Consider the following 17645-nt stretch of genomic DNA (forward strand, 5'->3'; position numbering starts at 1 on the left):
GTGTGTCTAATCAGTTCCGCAGGGAAGAAATTGTGCTGCATCAGAGAGGGTATGCAGCAAAGTGGTATCCTGAGGGTTGCCCATCCATACCGCCAGGGCAGTATAGTTATCCTGAGCATTCCCCTCCTGTTCGCCATTCTTTTGAATGATTTGGTTCATTAAGGTCAGCCACTCCTGCGGCGTATTGACCATATGCAGCGACTGCTTCATTTGCTCTTCGCTGACGCCGTGCCAGAAGCCGTCGGTGCACAGTAAGAACGCATCGCCGTCTTCGACCTGCACCACGTCGCTGTAGCTGGCTTCTGGTCCACCGTTTTCAATCCCCAGCGCCAGATACAGCAGGTTGCTGTTCAGGTTGTCGGTCTGATGCCCGGCGTCCTTCATCTGCTGCACCAGGCTGTGGTCGGTGGTCACGTGCCACAGCCACCCCCGGCGGAACAGGTACAGGCGGCTGTCACCCGCGTGCGCCCAGTAGGCCAGGCCGTAATCCCGGTCAATGAACAGGCTGACCAGCGTCGTGCCCATCCGGCGATAGTCCTGAACGGCCTGCTGTTCACTCAGAATGGTGCGATTCGCGGTCTGCACGTAGTCGCGAATATGCTGCGCATTAAGATGTTTGTCGCCATCGAAGCGGGAGATAATGCTGTTGCGGGCCAGTTCAGCGGCGACCTCACCGCCCGGCAGGCCGGCAATGCCGTCGCAGACGACAAAGCAGGCTGAACGTTCCCCGATGGTTTCTCCCGTCTGATCCTGGTTGCTGGCGCGCGTCCCCTGTCGGGAGAGAGAAGCCGTTGCGATATTCATTTGTCTTCCGATCCGCTCTGTGAGTCTTTGTACTGATTCACCTCCATGTCATACGCATGAAGGAAGGCTTCGCCAAACAGGGTGTGGAAGTCATCTTCAATCTCGCCGGCCGTCTCACCGTAGCTGCGAACAAAATAGTCCCACAGGGCGGCTTTTCGGCTTCCCGGCAGCGCCAGACGAGAGGTCATCCCGTTCTGCTTCGCCTGCTCTTCGAGCTGTTCCGGGTTAAAGGACTGCAGCATCGCGGCAATAATGGCGCGGATACCGGAAATCATACCCAGCTGGTGCGCCTGCAGATCGATCAGCGCGTCGCGCACGGATTTTGTTGGCGGCATAAAGCCCGGCATTGGCGTACCGAACATCTGGATCAGAACAGTTTTCCCGGTCGGCAACAGCTTGAACGGGTTGTTGGCATCGTCCAGCACCATGGTCATGTCGGCTTTTACGCCGCGTTTGAGGATGGAGCGCGAGGAGAGCAGCGCCACGGTCCCCTGGGAGAACATGCCCAGGATCTGACCCAGTTGACGCATATTTTCGCGGTCAAACTGCGGCACCGGCTGCATTTCGCTCAGGCCCATGCCTTCCAGCAGCGCCTCCAGCAGTTCGCCCTGCAGCACTTCGCCCTTCTCACCGCTGTTCGCCGTGGCGGCTGGGGAGGCGGCGTTATTGACCGGGTCAATACGCAAACGGCCCTTAGGCGTCTGCGCGCTACTGCGCGCAACGGCCTGCGGCGTAGGCATGGTAAAGCCTGCGTAATCCGGCCGCGCGGGCTCTTCCTCAGCACGCGGGGTTTCCTGCGGCTCAGGGGCGAACAGCGGGGAAGCGGCAAGCACGTCCTCCTCCTGCACTGGCGCTGGCTCCGTTTTTGGCTCCGGCTTTTCGTCGGCAATGTCATCCGGATGGGTTAACGGCGCGCCGCCCATCAGCCCGAGCGGGTCGTCATTACGCGCAGCGGGCGCGCTGGCCTTTCCACCAAACAGGGCCAGCGGATCGAGCTCATCCGTCGCCTCTTCTTCTGGCTGCACGGGAGGCGTCTCGCTCGGCGGTACCAGCGTTGACGGGGTGACGTCGTCAAAAATACTCTCTTTTTTGAACAACGCCTCATCGCTGAACAGCGTGTCCGGATCGACATTCTTCCGCTCAAGCTTCAGATCGCTGTCGTTGAACATCGCCAGAGGATCTTCGGCGTTACGCTCCGGCGCCGCTGGCTGGGTGAAGGGGTCGTGCGATGCAGCGGGCTGAGGCCTCGTGCGGTTGCTGGAGATGCTGTCGGAGATAGAGAACTCCTGCATCAGGCTATCCCAGATTTCCGTTGGCACGGCTGTCGGCTCGGTTTTCCCGCGCGGGGCGGCGCTCGCCGGTTTCGGCTGCGGAGCGGGCGCTGGCGCTGCTGGACGAACCTGCTGCTGCATGGTGGCCGCCATACGGCTCACCGGCTGCGTGTCGTGGATAAGCTCGGTCACTTCGATGCGGTAGTCATCAATACCGAGAATGTCGCCATCCTGCAGCTCAACCTGACGCCCCCGCTCCAGCGGAATGTCATTTAATACCACGCGGGTGACGCTGCCACGGTTGGTGACGCGGCATTCCCCCTGGGCGTCAACGTGAACAATGGCCTGCAGACGCGAGATGGTGCGGTCATTGTCCGGCAATACCAGATTGTTATCCGTACCGCGCCCAATAGTGCCGCCCGGGGCGTAAAAATCACAGCTGCTCTGCGGCGGCTGATGACCGGGTTTTGTAGAAATAATCGTGAATCGCATGGCGTATTCCTGCTGGTATGATTAGCGCTCAAACGCTGCCGCTCTCGGGGATGAAAACGGCGGCGTTTGGGGGTTAAGCCTACAAAATCAATCATAAAGACAATGAAAAATTATATCTCATTAATACTCGCCAAAATTAAAAGCAGTATAAAAATAGCCATAGTGAATTTAATTTTTTTGTCATATGAATAAACCCAGGAGAGTTCAAAGCCGGACAAAACATCATGACATGCATGAGATTGAAGCCTTCGAGAGTCGGTTAGCTTAACGCTTTTCCCCCGTAATAACCTTAATAAAATTGTGATACGGAAACCGAAACCCCAGAACCCCAAGCCTTCCCAAACTTGATAATCTTCCTTCCTTAATAATCTAGCTTGCGTTAATGCATCATATATTTCAGAAACTTCACTTGAGTGCTTTCGATAATCAATATAAAAAGTAACCGTCAGGATTAAGAATAGAGCAAAAAGAAAAATTACAAAAATGGAGAAAGTATTATTAATAATCACATTACTCTTCATTGAATAATATTAGCACTCAAACGCTACCACACTCGAGGAGAGAACGACGTCTGGGAACTAAAGGTCGATAAAAGCTATTTTATGGCATACTGAAAAATAGTACCGACAACAAGCCACAGCGTAAAAAGCATTGCCTGAATAATATAACGTCGGTGCAGTTTTAATATCCAGCCAATTCGCTCTTCCGGTAAAGACTGAACAAATTTATAGGCTTCACTCTTAACATTTCTGTCTTTGATAAATTTTATCTTCACGCCTTTGCGAAGACGAACAAACCAGATTATTTTTTGATAATTCGCCAACGAGCCAAAAAACGATGCATAATTTGTCACCAGGTCGAGATCGTACCCTTTCAGGCGATACTCAGAGAGTAATTCCTTATAATCTGACTCGTGTTTTTTAAAATACCGAGAACTGTAAAAATCCATGATTACAACGTTGACAAATAAAACCACAAGAACCAATAAAGTTATATTTACCAAGCAGAAGGATGACATGGTTTTAATGCCCCGTAGCAACCAATAAGAACAGTAGAAGCATTAAAAAGACAACAAAAAGAGTCATCCTGTAAAACATTTTGATCCATGAGAAATCGTATGTCGATGATATTAATACTTCTGCCTCCGGGGGAAGATTTTTTTTGCTATTTTGTTTCGTGGCTTTTCCAGCCAAAATCTTTTTCATTAGGAACACACGATGCGCAAATCCGGGAAGACCAAGCTGTTCATAAAAAAGATAATCGTTCACATCTAAATATTGTTTATCACTCAAAAGATGAAATGATTTTGATAGCTCTTGGGAATATTTACGATAAAAATAAAAATAAAAACATAACGAAGCAAACAATCCTAAAAAAACAAATAAAAGCAATATTAAACGCAAATATCCATACATTTACTCGTCCCCGGAAAAAATCAAGTTGCTAATCTCTTCACCCAATTCAGCCCCTCCTTTTGTACCCATCCAGGCTCCCGCAGAAGTAGCGCCTAGTCCTACAACAATTCCACATACAAGGGCACCGGTGCCCATCGTAGGTATTCCCATTGCACCGCAAAGAGCGCCAGTTCCTAAAGACGCAGCCCAGGCTCCTCCCGCAGCACCAAGCGTACCTCCACCAAACTTACTGTATTCAGTAACAGCAACTTTTCCACATTCATCTTCACGATCGACAGTACAGGCTTTATAAACATCATTAGAAGTATTCAAAAAAGAGAAACCTAATGAGATCCACCCCCCTGCTTTCATAATACTAGCCGCGCGTGAAGAGCGTACAATATAATCTGAATATCCAGGAATCGCGCCAACACCTACCGTACTCCATTCATGGACAATAGAGCGACTTGATAAGTTCAGTGCTTTTTTAATGTTTTCGTAGGTTTGAATCTTAAGTGTTAGTTTGCTTACGTTATTTAGTAAAGGTTTTAGCTGAGAGAATAGCGCTCTTCTTTCTATATAAAACTGCTGACCAATTAAAGAACCTTGTGATATAAACTGATTCTGATAAGTCCTCTCAATTTTAATGAGTATACTTTCAATTTGCCTGAAATATTTCTCACCTAAATCACCAGCATTTCCAGCTAGTTTATCACCTAAGGAAGTCAATGCAGAAATATTGTCATAATTAGCGTGAAGATACTCTGCAACAGATGTGTTTAATGATGCCAACGCATGGTTAATTTTCTTTTTTGCTCTGGCAAGAATACTCAGTTGCGATGACTGATTCGTGTTGTTTGGGTCAGCCACGATGAGTAATTGCCCCGGTTTTAACCAAGGAGTATCATTGTTTATTTGCATAAAGTATCTGGCGGCTTCGCTATTGATATTATTAAACAATAATCTCGCTTGATAATCTAAAGTTCCAGGGTGTTGGACCACACAGTAGCCCGGACTAACGGTTGAACGATGTGTCATATTTAATCCCTTTAATCAACACACTTAGTGTCCAGAGTTTGCAGTGGTGAATTGTTTAATCATTTCGTAATTAAACAAATATTCAAACGCTGATGCACTCTTGAAAATACCGACGTTTGAAAAGTATATCATTCACTTGTCGTTAAAAGTAACTCGCTACTCATACCTTTCTTTAATATAAACCGTGCAGCATACCGAACAGCAGTTTTTTCATTGACAACCTTCAATACAACATCATACTCACCCTCGCGCCAGTCAACCTCATCCAGACGAATACATTCCTCTGAATTTAAGATACGCATTGATGGAAGTTGATCATGGAAATTAATAGTTTTCCATTGATTACCAACGTGTTTCATTACAGTTGGTGCGTAAACTGATACAGGCCCATTAAAATTTGAATCCTGCCTGATACCAAAACAAGGGATATTATTTTCTAACGTAACAGAAAGTTTCACATACTGCGCAGGAGGTGAGATACAAGCACTACACGCTAATGCAATCGATATTACGTTCAACTCTCTAATCATCATTAACCTGCAGCAAATGCGGAATCAATCATCATGACCGGGGCAAAACCCCGGTCAAGGATGAACAATTACGCTTCTTTGTTCTCTTTGATGTTCCAGCCAGCGCTGCTTTCAGCACCTTTACCACCGGCAGTGGTCTGCTCCCAGTACTGCTGTTTCACTTTCGCAGCCTGGAATGCATAGGTCACACCAACGGTATCGCCGTTGTCTGCACCGGTGTACTGAACAGAAGTGACCAGCACATCTTCCAGCGTGATGCGGGTATATTCCACTTGCTGGCCACCGGCTTTACAGACGGACAGCTCAACTTTGGTCAGGTGTTTACCGCTGGCGCAGTGCTTCAGGATTGCTGTAGTGGATTTGTCGATCAGGGCGTTAACGTGCAGATCGTTAAAGTTAACTTTACCGGCACCGCCGCCACCGCCAACGCTCATATTACCAGGCTGGGAAGCGCCCCAGGAGAAGGAGGTAATATCAGTCCAGCCGGTGTGGTTAGAATCTTTAGATTCGCCAGTAACACCCTCGACCTTCAGAAACATATCAATAGCCATAATATCTACTCTTCGTGGATGAACAATATTGCTTTCGAAAAAGCACTTATATGGCAAACAGGAAAGCATGGGGCTGAATAAAACCGTCCATATTTTACCTCTGCCTCATATCAAATGACCCGTGTCATTTGACAGTCTTACATTCCCCCTGAATGAACGGAAAGAATGTGAAGTCTTTTACTACTCCGGGTTATCCTGAATCCAGGTACGTTCAGGATCGCCAATGATGACCTGCGGAACCAGTTTATTCAGTTCGTCGCTATGATAAAGACGTAAACAGTTTAAGGTTACGCCTTTGACATCGGGTTTTCGCTCTGAATGAAAACCGTTAATTTGATTTTTATATTTCGCAATGAGGGCATTCACTTTATCAGTGCCATTTTCGGCATCAAAAGGTATCCACTCAATGAATGCACTCGCACTACCGGCCGCATCAGCAGAAAATTGGCTGTCTTTATCTGCCACCTGCGCAAGACAGCGCGCCAGAACTAAATCTTTTAAAACCTGCCGATATGTTTGCTGATGATAAAAATCAGGATAGCTATTTCCGGCACACACGTAAAAAGTCATAAATGCGAGGAAAAAACAGAAACGTTTCACCTTATATCCTTTGCCATATGCTCAGTAGCGCATCTGCCAGCGTGAGGCACTATTTTTTCTCTTTCCATTTCTCTGTGACAACGTATATCCCTATCGCTAATGCATTAAGCCCAGCACATAAGAACCCATGCATTGCGATCCGGGGTATATCTTTCGGCCAGTCAAAGATAAACAGATAGTAGCCGGATACCGTCACACACAGCATGAATGAAATAATTAACAACGTATAAATCGTTAAATAGCTGATGAATTTTCTTGTTATCGCTTTCACAGGTAAATTCATTAGCTATCTCGTATTCACAGTAAGGCCGCCGGCCCCAATGGGCCGGCCACCTTCATTACGCGTCTTTCGTCTTCAGCGACGGCAGTTTAGAAACCAGACGCAGGGAAACGGTCAGGCCTTCCAGCTGGTAGTGTGGACGCAGGAAGAACTTCGCGGCGTAATAGCCCGGGTTGTCTTCAATCTCCTGCACCTGCACTTCCGCAGCCGCCAGCGGTTTGCGGGACTTCGTTTCCTGAGAGGAGTTAGCCGGATCGCCGTCCACGTAGTTCATGACCCAGTCGTTCAGCCAGCGCTCCATCTCTTCGCGCTCGCGGAAGGAGCCGATTTTGTCGCGCACGATGCACTTCAGGTAGTGCGCAAAACGGCAGCAGGCGAACAGGTACGGCAGACGAGACGCCAGGCGCGCGTTAGCTGTCGCATCCGGGTCGTGGTACTCCGCCGGTTTTTGCAGAGACTGCGCGCCGATGAAGGCGGCAAAGTCGGAGTTTTTGCGGTGAACCAGCGGCATAAAGCCGTTTTTCGCCAGCTCGGCTTCACGACGGTCGCTGATGGCGATCTCGGTCGGGCATTTCATGTCCACGCCGCCGTCATCGCTCGGGAAGGTGTGGCACGGCAGGTTTTCTACCGCCCCGCCAGACTCCACGCCGCGAATCGAGGTGCACCAGCCATACTCTTTGAAGGAGCGGTTGATGTTGGCCGCCATCGCATAGGCGGCGTTCGCCCACGAGTAGCTGTTGTGGTTTGCGCCGTCGGTCTGCTCTTCAAAGTCAAAGCTGTCGACCGGGTTGGTGCGAATGCCGTACGGCAGACGCGACAGGAAGCGCGGCATCACCAGGCCCAGATAGCGGGCATCTTCAGATTCACGCAGTGAACGCCAGGCCGCGTATTCGGTGTTCTGGAAGATCTTGGTCAGGTCGCGCGGATTAGCCAGCTCCTGCCAGGACTCCATCTGCATCACGCCCGGTGCGGTACCGGTGATAAACGGACAGTGCGCCGCAGAACCAATGCGCGCCATTTCACCCAGCAGCTCAACGTCCTGCGGGCTGTGGTCGAAGTAGTAGTCGCCGACGATGCAGCCAAACGGCTCGCCACCAAACTGACCGTACTCCTGCTCGTAGATTTTCTTGAAGATCGGGCTCTGGTCCCAGCCCACGCCCTTGTAGCGTTTCAGGGTACGGCCCAGCTCCTGCTTGGAGATGCTCATAAAGCGGATCTTCAGCATCTCGTCGGTTTCAGTGTTGTTCACCAGGTAGCTCAGACCGCGCCAGGCGCTCTCCAGCTTTTGAAACTCGTCGTGGTGAATAATCTGGTTTACCTGCTGCGACAGCTGCTCATCGATACCCGCAATCAGGTTCTGAATGGTACGGTAGGTATCGTTTGAGAAGGTGACGGTATTTTCCAGCGCCTGCTGCGCCAGAGTTTTAACCGCGCTTTCTACGGCGGAACGCGCCTGGTCAGTTTTCGGGCGGAACTCTTTGTTCAGCAGCGCGCTGAATTCATCCTGGCTGAACGCCTGACCCGCCTGCTGCTCATGTTGTTGAGTCTGGTTGCTCATCGATTATTCCTCGCTACCTTTCGCGCTTTCGTCATTTTTCGGCAACTGGCTCAGGGATTTGAGCAGCGTCGGATCCTGCAGAATTTTAGCGATCAGCTCTTCCGCACCGTTTTTGCCGTCCATGTAGGTCAGCAGGTTGGAGAGTTGAGTACGCGCTTCCAGCAGCTTGTTCAGCGGCTCAACCTTGCGGGCCACCGCATCCGGCAGGAAGTCGTCCATGCTGTCGAAGGTCAGATCGACGTTGAGCTTGCCTTCGCCGGTCAGGGTGTTATCCACCTGGAACGCCACGCGCGGCTTCAGCGCCTTCATGCGTTCGTCAAAGTTGTCGATGTCGATTTCGAGGAATTTACGCTCGTCGACGGCCGGCAGATTTTCCACCGGTTTGCCGACCAGATCGGCCATGACGCCCATCACGAACGGCAGCTGAATTTTACGTTCTGCACCGTAGATCTCTACGTCGTACTCGATCTGCACGCGGGGGGCACGGTTACGTGCGATGAATTTCTGCCCACTGTTACTCATTGCCATGATGTTCTCCATCAAAGATGCGCGGTGAAGGTGAAACGGCAGGCTCCATGCCTGTCGTCATAATGCCTGGACGCGTTATTCGCGGCGTCCAAAGATGTTTTCCAGTTGGTTAACGCCGTCTGGCGCCAGGTCGCGAATAATGTCCATGAAGTTAAGTTCTGACAGCCGCTGCACCCGTTCAATCATCAGCGGTGCGGGGTGGCTCGGTTCGTACTGTGCAAAATACTGCTTCGCTTTTTCCAGCATCAGCTGCGCATCGGCGCGGCTGGTGACCTGCACGCTGCGCCAGTCGGTCACCTGCTGGACAGGCTGCGCGGCCACCGGCTGTGGCCCGGCAGGCTGTTCAGCCTGTGCGTCACGGTTCGGTAGCAGCTTGCTGATGTCGGTCACCTGACAGGCGTCGGCAACCAGCCCTACGGTTTTCAGTAGCTGCTCCATCTCCGGCACCCCGCTTTCACCGAGATAGCCGGTGAGCAAACCGCGAATCGCCAGCAGCCGTTCGTTAATGACGATAACCGCTGCGGTTCCCGGCTGGTCGCCGCGGGCCAGTTCGTCAATCAGCCGTGGACGGCCGCCGGGATAGTCCGGGCATTCCGTCTTACTGCCGTCCAGCAGCGCCTGGGCATCCCGGAGCGAAATTTCATCGCCGTTTGAACGCAGAAGCGAGGCGTTACGCACGGCGACGGTGAGATCAGACTTATCGCTCAGCCCGGCCAAGGCGTTGATGCGGTAGAACGGATCGGTCTCGCCAAACTCTTCCAGCAGCGGATAGAGCGGCTCCCAGTAGCGTGCGATCGCCTCCTGCACCAGCAGTAATCCATCCGCGTAGCCCGCCAGCCCGCGACGGCGCGTCCAGGCATGGGTTAACGCCAGCAGCACGCGAAGATCTTTGGTGCGGGTCAGCAGGCTGGTGGCGTATTTTTCAACCGTGTTCCAGTCAGCCGGCTCTGCCGGGATTATGGTGTCGCCAAACTGCTGTTCCGCTTTTCCCTGGCCTGCCTGATTCATGATCTGGAAGTCAGCGTCGTACTCCAGGTTTTCGCCGCAGGGTTTGTCGGGGCTGATTGGCGCGAGAAATTCTTCGATATTCATAAGATCCCTGCTTATTCAAACATAGGCGGATAAAGACCGTGACGGCCCGGGCGGGCCCCCCCTGCCGGATCGAACAGCAGGGTAAAAAGCTGCCCGGTAAAGTTACCGCTGTGAACGTGGGTGTACAGCGGGTAGCCGTCGCAGCGGTTGGTCCACCAGTAGCTGGTCTGACGAAGCGGATCAAAACATTCAGCCGCCTGAGGCCAGCCCAGCGTGCTTTGGCCGTCCTCGTCATAACCAATCACATCAAGGATATCGGAACGCTTTTGCGGCTCGACAGGCTGCGGTGCCGGAATGGTCATCAGCATCTCGTCCAGCTGCGAGGCGGAAAAGCTGTTGCGCACCGCATGCAGCCCCAGGCGTCCAATCTGCTGATACCAGCTTTCGGCCTGGCTGAGCAGGTTAGTCGACCACTCTGACGGGGCGAAGCTCAGCTGCAGGCAAACCGGATATTGTCGGCCAACGCTATCGCGACCGGGCAGCAGACAGCCCATCTGGATCATCTGGCTGCCCAGCATAGGCGGTACCACATAGTTCCAGACTGGCGCTTTATGGAACTGGCGCTCGCCGCTGCGCAGCTCTTCCTGCTGCCAGGCCAACAGACCGACCTGGAACCAGTGGGACCACTGGCGTTGTAAGGTGTCAGGAAAGCGGCGCTGCAAAAAATCTCCGGCGCTGGGTAATTTGCCATACCAGCTGTAGCGGTTCATCGCAGGGGTATTCGTCATACGGCTGTCCTTGCGGTTATGGGCATGAGAAACGAGGAAGCTGGAACGGGTTGCGAATGCTGTTTGGCGCAAACTCCAGCGTGACCTGATGTCCGTCAACGTTGAAGGTGGCCTGACGGCTCAGGCTACCCGCGCCCGGGCTGGTGCTCACTTTATCGAAAAAGCGGTTTAGTGCCCAGGCACCGTTCGTTACCAGCGTCGCCGTACTGCCGTTCGCCAGCCCCAGCTGCATACGGACCTGATTGGTACCGCCCGGCCCCGGCCAGTTCATGATCTGCACGGCCTGCGGGCCATGGCTGTAGCGCAGCAGCTGGCCGTCAACGTCCAGCGTCAGGTTCAGAATGGTGTTATCCATTCGCACGGTGCGTACCGTCACCTTGAAAGACGGCGTGGTTGCGCCGTTAGCAAAGAAGGCGTCGCGAATGGACTGGGCCTGCTGGAACGGTCTCAGCAGCCCTTCGCTTCCCGGCAGCGTTTTACCGTCAATGCCCGGCATAAAGCGCCAGTTTGCCTGCGTGGTATCCACTTTATTGGTCAGGTTGTCGCGGAAGAAGGCGTCCATCAGACCGGTGCCAGGGGCAAACATGCGCGCGAGATCGTCAGGGGTGACCTCGGTGCTGGCGCTGCGCACCAGCGGGTAGCGACCGGCAATCGCCTGGCGACAGAACCCGCCCACTTCAACGTTGATCCGCTTACGCACGTTTTCCAGGTCACGGCGCTGGGTATCGCTGCTGGCACCCACCGCCATATTGCTGAACATGGTTTGCAGCCCGCCCGGCAGACGACCGGCGCTGGCCTGCAGGCGGCTTATTGCCTCGCCGCCCGGCGCCGGCATGCCGCTGTTGGCGGCGTCCTGTACGGCGGTCAGGTAGCGATAAAGCTCGTCCACCTGCTTGAGAAAATCGTCAAATACGATGGTCTTCCCGCCCTTCTCCAGCGGCTGCGCCAGCTCAATCATCGGCGCATAGTGGTCGGTCACCAGCTGCTCCGGTGCCTGCGTAACCACGGCAGCCTGCGTCGGGGCTACGTCATTGTTACTGAACAGCGCTTCCAGCGTACGCGTGGCACGGTTGCTCTGATCCTGCGCTTTACCCGCATCCTCTGGTACTGGGGCATTGCGCGATAGATTCAGCACCTGGCTCAGGTTCTGCACCAGACGGCGCAGCGGCGAGTTTGCCCCTGAGAGCAGGCGCGCGGTGTTGATGCGCTGGGAAAGATCGGCGCTGTTGTTCAGCTGAATGTCGGCGAGAAAGCGATCCCAGTTAGCGATAAAGTCGCGCATGTAGAGCTGGCGCACGGCGTTATCAATTTGCTGTTTATCTTCCTGCGCCGTGGCGGCTCCCAGCACCCAGGCGTCGTCCTCGTGCAGCGCAGTGGTAACGCTGTCAATCTGGCCGTTAAAACTTTTCCAGTAGCCGTCCGGCGTATAGAGGCCCGGTACGCCTTCGCTCACCGGCTTGCCGCTTTTACGTGAAAAGACCAGCTCGCTCTGCGGTCCGCCGAGGTCGGAAAGGGAGACCGGCTTCAGGTTTTCATCATGCTCCAGCAGGCGCTTTAGACGACCGTACACGCGCGTGGAGAGCGGCTGCTGGTTGATCATCGCCCTTTCGCGCGCAACCAGAGATTCATCCTGAGCGTACGGGGAGGCCTGAATTTTCGGCTCAAGCAGCTGAGTCAGGTGCCATTCAAGCTGTTGCAGCTGCGCCTTCGTAACGTTCTGCGGCAGGTTACGCTGCAGGTTCAGCATCACCCATGAGTGCAGGAATTTGCCGTCATAGTGCTTCGGCTGATACAGCATCTGATAGGCTTTCAGCGCTTCGTAGCTGTATTCCACATCGCTGCCGTTGTCGTTGCGAAGCCAGGTGGTAATGTGCATGGCGACGGCGGGCAACAGCATCTGATCCAGCGCTTTCTGGTACAGAGACTGGGATGCATCGCTGACGTCATCGCCACGATAAAGCCCCATACGGCGGGAAACGGGCGGGTCGTTCACGTCAAACGCGTCGCTTTTCGGCAGGTCAACCAGACCGTTCAGCAGCGGCAGCAGATCGAACAGGTCGCGCTGGGTCTGGCCCTGCAGCGCTTTACTCTGCTGGTCCAGCAGAGGCACCTTCGCATCCACCTCTTCCAGATAAGCCTTGTTTTTGGCATAGCTGGTCAGCCACAGCCCGCCCAGGATCACCAGCAGGGCCAGCAGCGCCGCGTAGCCGGACCAGATCACGGCCCGGTTGCGCAGTTCCCACCAGCGGTTTTCTCCGGCGATCCCGGCTTCCTGGAAAATAACGTTTTGCAGCAGGTTCTTAATGAAGAAGCTCTGGCCTTTCGCCCCCGGGATAGGGGCCTCTTTGCTGACCGAATCCCAGCGATCCGCCTCCGCCCCTTCCGGCAGCGACAGCGCACGGTTCAGTTCGCCCATCACGCGGTCGAACGGCATGCCTTCCTGAGTGCCGCTGGCGAAGTAGATCCCACGCGGGGAGAATTCGGTTTCGAAGTTGGAGCGGGCGAAGACCGTGCTCAGGTAATCCGCCAGCAGCGGACGCAGCGCGGCGAACTCCTGAGGGAAGAGATACGCTTCGGCACGGGTTTTCGCGTCATGCTCTTTCAGCATGGTTTCCGGCAGCCCGGCATCGAGACGCTGCTGTAAAAGCGAAAACTCCTGCTGGAAGTTGCCCATCAGGTCGTAGTCGGCGTGTTTGGTTTGCTCCCACGGCAGCGTAAAGCCCCAGATCTGGTCGCGCTGCGCTTTGTCGTAGTCGGCAAACCAGGCGCGGAAGCCTTTAAGCAGGTCGGCCTTGGTCACCATCACGTACACCGGGAAGCGGATACCCAGCTGTTCATGCAGCTCAGACAGACGCTGACGCAGATTCACCGCCTGCTGGCGGGACGCCTCGGCAGACTGGGTAAGCAGGTCAGAAATGCTGATGGTGATGATGACGCCGTTGATCGGCTGGCGGCGGCGATACTTACGCAGTAGTCCCATGAACTCCAGCCATTCGCCGGCGTCCTGTATCTGCTCGCTCTCCTGCGTGGTGTATCGACCCGCCGTGTCCAGCAGCACCGCCTCGTTGGTGAACCACCAGTCGCAGTTGCGCGTGCCGCCGATGCCCCGCAGCGCGGTCTTACCGAAACGATCCGCCAGCGGGAACTGCAGCCCGGAGTTGACCAGCGCCGTGGTTTTACCCGATCCCGGCGCGCCGATAATCACGTACCACGGCAGTTGATAGAGATATTGCGTGCTGAAGCGCTGGGTCCACTGGGCACCCTGTCCCGCTTTGCTGAAGTGCGCTTTTTTCAGCATTTGCGCGGCCTCATCAAAACGGCTGGCGAGGATCTGCTCCTCGCTGTTCAGTCGCTTCTGCGGATCCGCCGCTTCCGGGCTGGTGGTGTTCTCATTGAGCTTGTCCATCAGCTTGCGGTTCAGCCAGGCATTATACAGCCGCGGCAGAATGTGGCCCTGCGCCCAGAGCAGATAGACCACGGCGATGCTGATAATGCGGTTCTGTTCGGATTCAAGCGGCCTGGTGTCCACGATGGACAACAGGGGACCAATCATCCAGATCACCGCCGCCAGCGCCGTTACGCCGAGGAAGCTCCACAGAATGCGGTTGGTCAAAATGGAAAGAAGTGTAGTCAGCATCCTTAGTTTCCTTGCGGCAATCCGTTCAGCTCGGCCTGCGTATTTTCAGGCGACACCAGCAGAGTAATTTCCACACGGCGGTTACGGGCGCGGTTTTCTGGCGTCGTGTTTGGCGCCACCGGGTTAATCTCGCCCCGCCCTTCCGCTTTCACGCGGCCAGGCTGAGAGAGGCTTCCCTGCAGCATTTTCTGTACAGAGCGGGCACGTTCCAGAGAGAGTTCGTAGTTAGAGGCAAAGCGCGCGCTGCGGATCGGCACGTTGTCGCTGTAGCCCACCACCAGAATTTTGCCGCTGACGTTATTCATCGCCTGCGCAATGCGGTTGATCACCGGTTCATAGCGGTCGCGCACGACGGTAGAGGCAGACGCAAACAGCCCGTCGCCTTTCAGGATAACGACGCTGCGATCCGCTTCGTCTTTCACCGCGACGAGGCCAGCCTCGATTTCCGGTTTCAGGAAGCCCCGCAGGTTCAGCACCGCCGGTAGCTGACGAGCCGGCTGCTGAATAGTGGTTTCCGGCAGCTGAGACTGGTAAATCTTCGCCAGCACCGGGTTAGTGTTATCGCCGAGACGCCAGTTAAGCACGATATAGAAGAGACAGGCGATAAACCCGGCCAGCGCCACGCAGGCCCACAGGGGAACCATCGGGCGCCAGAGCTTGCGCAGCACCGGACGATCTTCCGGATGGGGTGAGAGCGGCGGCGGATAGCTGCCGCGCACGCCGCGGATCATCTGCCACAGCCGCTGCTTGATGGTTTCAAGCTGGGTGCGGCCATTGTCCAGCACCCGATAGCGCCCTTCGAAACCGAGCAGCAGACAGTAGTTGATCATCTCCAGCAGGAGGATATGTTCGCGCGGGTTCTGCGACAGGCGCGCCAGCAGCTGGAAAAACTTCTCGCCGCCCCAGGTTTCGTTATGGAACGTGACCAGCAGGCCATTGCTTGACCAGACGCCACTGCTGCCCCAGGGGGTGAGCGCGGCGGCTTCATCAAGCGCCGTACACAGACAGTAACGCGCCCCGACGATCACTTCGTAAGGCAGCCCTGCCTGCTGGCAGCGGACTTCAAAACGGCGAATCTCATCGATCAGACGCTGGCGTAACGCCACCTGGTCGTCATGCGATACCGAATGACGAATCTGCGGGATCGCATTGAGCAGCGGATTGGCGGCCGCCACCAGCTGATTGTTGCTACTGGCTCCGGTAAACGCGGCATCACTGCCGGTATCCTGTCGTTCCTGCATATTAAGCGCTCGCTTTATTATTCAGTCGGGCTACGGATGGCCCAAAACTCCATATCCAGCCCCGGGAACTCCCCTGCAAGATGCAGGGCGAATGCGCCGGACTTATCCATCTCGTGCCACAGCTCGCTGCCCTTCTCGAGCTCAAAGTAGCTGTAGCCGGCATGCCACGGGATCTGCGGCGGTGCGACCGGCATGGCGCGCAGCATAATGCCCGGCAGCTGAAGCTGAACCAGATCGCGGATTTTCGAGACCGGCGCAACCTTCATCTGCGCCGGGAAATGCGTTTGCAGGTGTTCGCCTGGCACATTGGCTTTTACCGCCAGCACGAAACCAAACTCACGCACCATGCTCGTTTCAGGCACCGTGGCGATATTCAGGCCGTGAGAGCGCTCGTTAAGCGGCAGCTGAATCGCGTGGTCTTCCATCACCAGCGACAGTCCCTGGCGCAGCATCAGCATCAGTTTGCTGAAGCAGTTTGCCAGATCGTCATGATCGTAAATCGGCAACACGCTTTCGGTGGTACGTTGCGACGTCCAGGTGGAGAGCTCGGTGGCGAACGGCAGCCAGCTGCGCCAGAGCGTTTCCGGATGCAGCAGCGGGAGGGTTTTTAAATGAGACACCTCGCCCAGATGACGTTTAACCAGCGACAGCAGCGTAAACTCAATCATTTCCGAGGTGTTAAAGCGGCCAGGCTGGCGCAGACGGCCGCCAATCTGCTGGCTGCGCTGCACCAGTAAGCCGTGCAGGTCGTTAATCATGCTGTAGATCTGCGGGCTGTTATTGGCGTTCAGCATCGGCGGGATGTAGCTGTTATCGAGCCGCACGTGGTTGTCGTTACGTTTCTCAGCCACAAACGCCACGCCGATGGCGGTCCATTCGGCTGTGAGGTCTTTTTCGAGCATCAGAGTCAGACGCAGACGGCCAAACTGGACGGTGGCATCCCCCACCGACATGGCGTTATCGTCTTCCACCTCTTGCTCGAACGCGATAAAGCGCGCTAGCGACGCTGGCTCTTCGCTGAAAATCACCTCTTCTCTCTCGCCACGACGAACCGGCAGTGCGAGCACCACCTTTTCATTGGTGAGGTTGTCAGGAATTTTCAGCGGCACAGGACCGTTGCGCCCGTTACGGACCTGGAAAAAGGTGCCGTCGGGCAGCAACCCGCTGCAGTAGCTCAGGGCAATGCATCCCTGACGAAGCATCGCTTCATCCAGTTCAACGTCAAGAAAGCCCCAGAGATAGGAACGCTGCAGCGCACCCCATTCACGAACATGGTTGAGCAGATAACTTTCAGTCCGCTGAAAATGGTGTGGACGCAGGAACATGCCTTCGGTCCAGACGACCTTTTCTGCTTTGGTCATGATGATGTGTTTCCTGTTATGAAGCGCGTTACTGGCTGATGACCCGAATGCCGTTCACGTCGAGAAAGACGTTGGCCTGAAGTTCATCTGCGGACCATTTCCAGAACTGATAGATATGATTTTCGCCAGGCACAGGCAGAGGGAGTGAAACGCGCCATTTTTTGCCATCCAGCATCTGATATTCCGCCATCACGCCGATGTAGCGAGCCTCCGGAGAGCTTTGTCCGGTGAGGGTTTTCGACAGCTGTCCCGGCATCAGGAAGAACACATCGCTGTTCAGCAGATTCGCGCCAAGCGTGGCTGACGCGTTGTTCTGCAGGGAGTAGAAGTCGCTGGACATAAAATCCGCATCGGATTTCAGCAACAGCACCCGAACCTTAAGCGGCGCAGATTCATTGATTTGTGGATGAGCCTGAAACTGCAGATTGTAGCGGGAAGGGTCGCTGTGTGAAGACGACGTACAACCACTAACAAGGGCGAAAACCACCGCGTAAAAGAATAACCACAGCTTATGAAAATTTTTATTATTCATAAAAATGC

At 54.5% G+C, this 17645-nt stretch carries 17 protein-coding genes; 1 reads left to right on the forward strand and 16 read right to left on the reverse strand.

Translation table 11 applies throughout. The annotated features are described in order from the left end of the window. Nucleotides 1-6 precede the first annotated feature (6 nt). The 4 genes from PYW49_RS17505 to PYW49_RS17520 all read right to left on the reverse strand — a co-directional run bounded on the left by PYW49_RS17505 (nucleotide 7) and on the right by PYW49_RS17520 (nucleotide 3516). Entirely contained in the window at nucleotides 7-804 is a 798-nt protein-coding gene (locus PYW49_RS17505; protein ID WP_014884226.1) for a PP2C family protein-serine/threonine phosphatase, read from the reverse strand. Further along, nucleotides 801-2567 (reverse strand): type VI secretion system-associated FHA domain protein TagH, encoded by a 1767-nt coding sequence (gene tagH, locus PYW49_RS17510; protein ID WP_320387083.1) that lies wholly within the window; start codon nucleotides 2565-2567, stop codon nucleotides 801-803. The genes PYW49_RS17505 and tagH overlap by 4 nt, the downstream gene beginning before the upstream one ends. 110 nt (nucleotides 2568-2677) lie before the next feature. Next, on the reverse strand, nucleotides 2678-3076 hold the full coding sequence (locus tag PYW49_RS17515; RefSeq protein ID WP_320387084.1) for a hypothetical protein: 399 nt from the start codon (nucleotides 3074-3076) through the stop codon (nucleotides 2678-2680). A gap of 86 nt (nucleotides 3077-3162) precedes the next feature. After that, nucleotides 3163-3516: a hypothetical protein gene (locus tag PYW49_RS17520; RefSeq protein WP_320387085.1), complete on the reverse strand. Its 354-nt coding sequence runs from the start codon at nucleotides 3514-3516 to the stop codon at nucleotides 3163-3165. 168 nt (nucleotides 3517-3684) lie between these two features. On the opposite strand from PYW49_RS17520, the gene PYW49_RS17525 reads away from it, so the two are divergent. Next, nucleotides 3685-4014, forward strand: coding sequence for a hypothetical protein (locus PYW49_RS17525; RefSeq protein ID WP_320387086.1), 330 nt, complete (start codon nucleotides 3685-3687; stop codon nucleotides 4012-4014). Here the strand turns inward: PYW49_RS17525 and PYW49_RS17530 are convergent. The 12 genes from PYW49_RS17530 to tssJ all read right to left on the reverse strand — a co-directional run bounded on the left by PYW49_RS17530 (nucleotide 3983) and on the right by tssJ (nucleotide 17637). Next, nucleotides 3983-4999 carry a hypothetical protein gene (locus tag PYW49_RS17530; protein ID WP_320387087.1) on the reverse strand — a complete coding sequence of 339 codons (1017 nt, stop codon included), beginning with the start codon at nucleotides 4997-4999 and terminating at the stop codon, nucleotides 3983-3985. The genes PYW49_RS17525 and PYW49_RS17530 overlap by 32 nt on opposite strands. Nucleotides 5000-5127: 128 nt before the next feature. Next, nucleotides 5128-5532, reverse strand: coding sequence for a hypothetical protein (locus tag PYW49_RS17535; protein WP_320387088.1), 405 nt, complete (start codon nucleotides 5530-5532; stop codon nucleotides 5128-5130). A gap of 65 nt (nucleotides 5533-5597) precedes the next feature. Further along, nucleotides 5598-6080, reverse strand: a complete 483-nt coding sequence (locus PYW49_RS17540) for an Hcp family type VI secretion system effector (protein WP_014884229.1) — start codon at nucleotides 6078-6080, stop codon at nucleotides 5598-5600. Nucleotides 6081-6260: 180 nt separating this feature from the next. Next, nucleotides 6261-6650: a T6SS amidase immunity protein Tai4 family protein gene (locus PYW49_RS17545; protein ID WP_320387227.1), complete on the reverse strand. Its 390-nt coding sequence runs from the start codon at nucleotides 6648-6650 to the stop codon at nucleotides 6261-6263. Between the two features lie 368 nt (nucleotides 6651-7018). After that, a complete protein-coding gene (tssC, locus tag PYW49_RS17550; RefSeq protein WP_028018712.1) occupies nucleotides 7019-8518 on the reverse strand; it encodes a type VI secretion system contractile sheath large subunit in 1500 nt (499 codons plus the stop codon). A 3-nt stretch (nucleotides 8519-8521) separates the two neighbouring features. Continuing rightward, nucleotides 8522-9046, reverse strand: coding sequence for a type VI secretion system contractile sheath small subunit (gene tssB / locus PYW49_RS17555; protein WP_008502644.1), 525 nt, complete (start codon nucleotides 9044-9046; stop codon nucleotides 8522-8524). Between the two features lie 75 nt (nucleotides 9047-9121). Beyond that, nucleotides 9122-10138 carry a type VI secretion system protein TssA gene (gene tssA / locus PYW49_RS17560; RefSeq protein WP_320387089.1) on the reverse strand — a complete coding sequence of 339 codons (1017 nt, stop codon included), beginning with the start codon at nucleotides 10136-10138 and terminating at the stop codon, nucleotides 9122-9124. A gap of 11 nt (nucleotides 10139-10149) precedes the next feature. Next, nucleotides 10150-10866 (reverse strand): type VI secretion system-associated protein TagF, encoded by a 717-nt coding sequence (tagF, locus tag PYW49_RS17565; protein ID WP_134350616.1) that lies wholly within the window; start codon nucleotides 10864-10866, stop codon nucleotides 10150-10152. Between the two features lie 16 nt (nucleotides 10867-10882). Beyond that, nucleotides 10883-14503 carry a type VI secretion system membrane subunit TssM gene (gene tssM / locus PYW49_RS17570; RefSeq protein WP_320387090.1) on the reverse strand — a complete coding sequence of 1207 codons (3621 nt, stop codon included), beginning with the start codon at nucleotides 14501-14503 and terminating at the stop codon, nucleotides 10883-10885. A 2-nt stretch (nucleotides 14504-14505) separates the two neighbouring features. Then, nucleotides 14506-15744: a DotU family type VI secretion system protein gene (locus PYW49_RS17575; protein ID WP_033145801.1), complete on the reverse strand. Its 1239-nt coding sequence runs from the start codon at nucleotides 15742-15744 to the stop codon at nucleotides 14506-14508. Between the two features lie 17 nt (nucleotides 15745-15761). Continuing rightward, a complete protein-coding gene (gene tssK / locus PYW49_RS17580) occupies nucleotides 15762-17105 on the reverse strand; it encodes a type VI secretion system baseplate subunit TssK (protein WP_320387091.1) in 1344 nt (447 codons plus the stop codon). A gap of 28 nt (nucleotides 17106-17133) precedes the next feature. Beyond that, entirely contained in the window at nucleotides 17134-17637 is a 504-nt protein-coding gene (tssJ, locus tag PYW49_RS17585) for a type VI secretion system lipoprotein TssJ (protein WP_134350619.1), read from the reverse strand. Between the last annotated feature and the right edge of the window lie 8 nt (nucleotides 17638-17645).

Origin of the sequence: Enterobacter chinensis, assembly GCF_034008295.1 — a bacterium.
Taxonomy (GTDB): Bacteria; Pseudomonadota; Gammaproteobacteria; order Enterobacterales; family Enterobacteriaceae; genus Enterobacter; species Enterobacter chinensis.

Coding starts and splice junctions, on each gene's coding strand:
- PYW49_RS17505 (WP_014884226.1), bottom strand. CDS start 804: ATGAATATCGCAACGGCTTCTCTCTCCCGACAGGGGACGCGCGCCAGC.
- tagH (WP_320387083.1), bottom strand. CDS start 2,567: ATGCGATTCACGATTATTTCTACAAAACCCGGTCATCAGCCGCCGCAG.
- PYW49_RS17520 (WP_320387085.1), bottom strand. CDS start 3,516: ATGGATTTTTACAGTTCTCGGTATTTTAAAAAACACGAGTCAGATTAT.
- PYW49_RS17525 (WP_320387086.1), top strand. CDS start 3,685: ATGTCGATGATATTAATACTTCTGCCTCCGGGGGAAGATTTTTTTTGC.
- PYW49_RS17530 (WP_320387087.1), bottom strand. CDS start 4,999: ATGACACATCGTTCAACCGTTAGTCCGGGCTACTGTGTGGTCCAACAC.
- PYW49_RS17535 (WP_320387088.1), bottom strand. CDS start 5,532: ATGATGATTAGAGAGTTGAACGTAATATCGATTGCATTAGCGTGTAGT.
- PYW49_RS17540 (WP_014884229.1), bottom strand. CDS start 6,080: ATGGCTATTGATATGTTTCTGAAGGTCGAGGGTGTTACTGGCGAATCT.
- PYW49_RS17545 (WP_320387227.1), bottom strand. CDS start 6,650: ATGACTTTTTACGTGTGTGCCGGAAATAGCTATCCTGATTTTTATCAT.
- tssC (WP_028018712.1), bottom strand. CDS start 8,518: ATGAGCAACCAGACTCAACAACATGAGCAGCAGGCGGGTCAGGCGTTC.
- tssB (WP_008502644.1), bottom strand. CDS start 9,046: ATGGCAATGAGTAACAGTGGGCAGAAATTCATCGCACGTAACCGTGCC.
- tssA (WP_320387089.1), bottom strand. CDS start 10,138: ATGAATATCGAAGAATTTCTCGCGCCAATCAGCCCCGACAAACCCTGC.
- tagF (WP_134350616.1), bottom strand. CDS start 10,866: ATGACGAATACCCCTGCGATGAACCGCTACAGCTGGTATGGCAAATTA.
- tssM (WP_320387090.1), bottom strand. CDS start 14,503: ATGCTGACTACACTTCTTTCCATTTTGACCAACCGCATTCTGTGGAGC.
- PYW49_RS17575 (WP_033145801.1), bottom strand. CDS start 15,744: ATGCAGGAACGACAGGATACCGGCAGTGATGCCGCGTTTACCGGAGCC.
- tssK (WP_320387091.1), bottom strand. CDS start 17,105: ATGACCAAAGCAGAAAAGGTCGTCTGGACCGAAGGCATGTTCCTGCGT.
- tssJ (WP_134350619.1), bottom strand. CDS start 17,637: ATGAATAATAAAAATTTTCATAAGCTGTGGTTATTCTTTTACGCGGTG.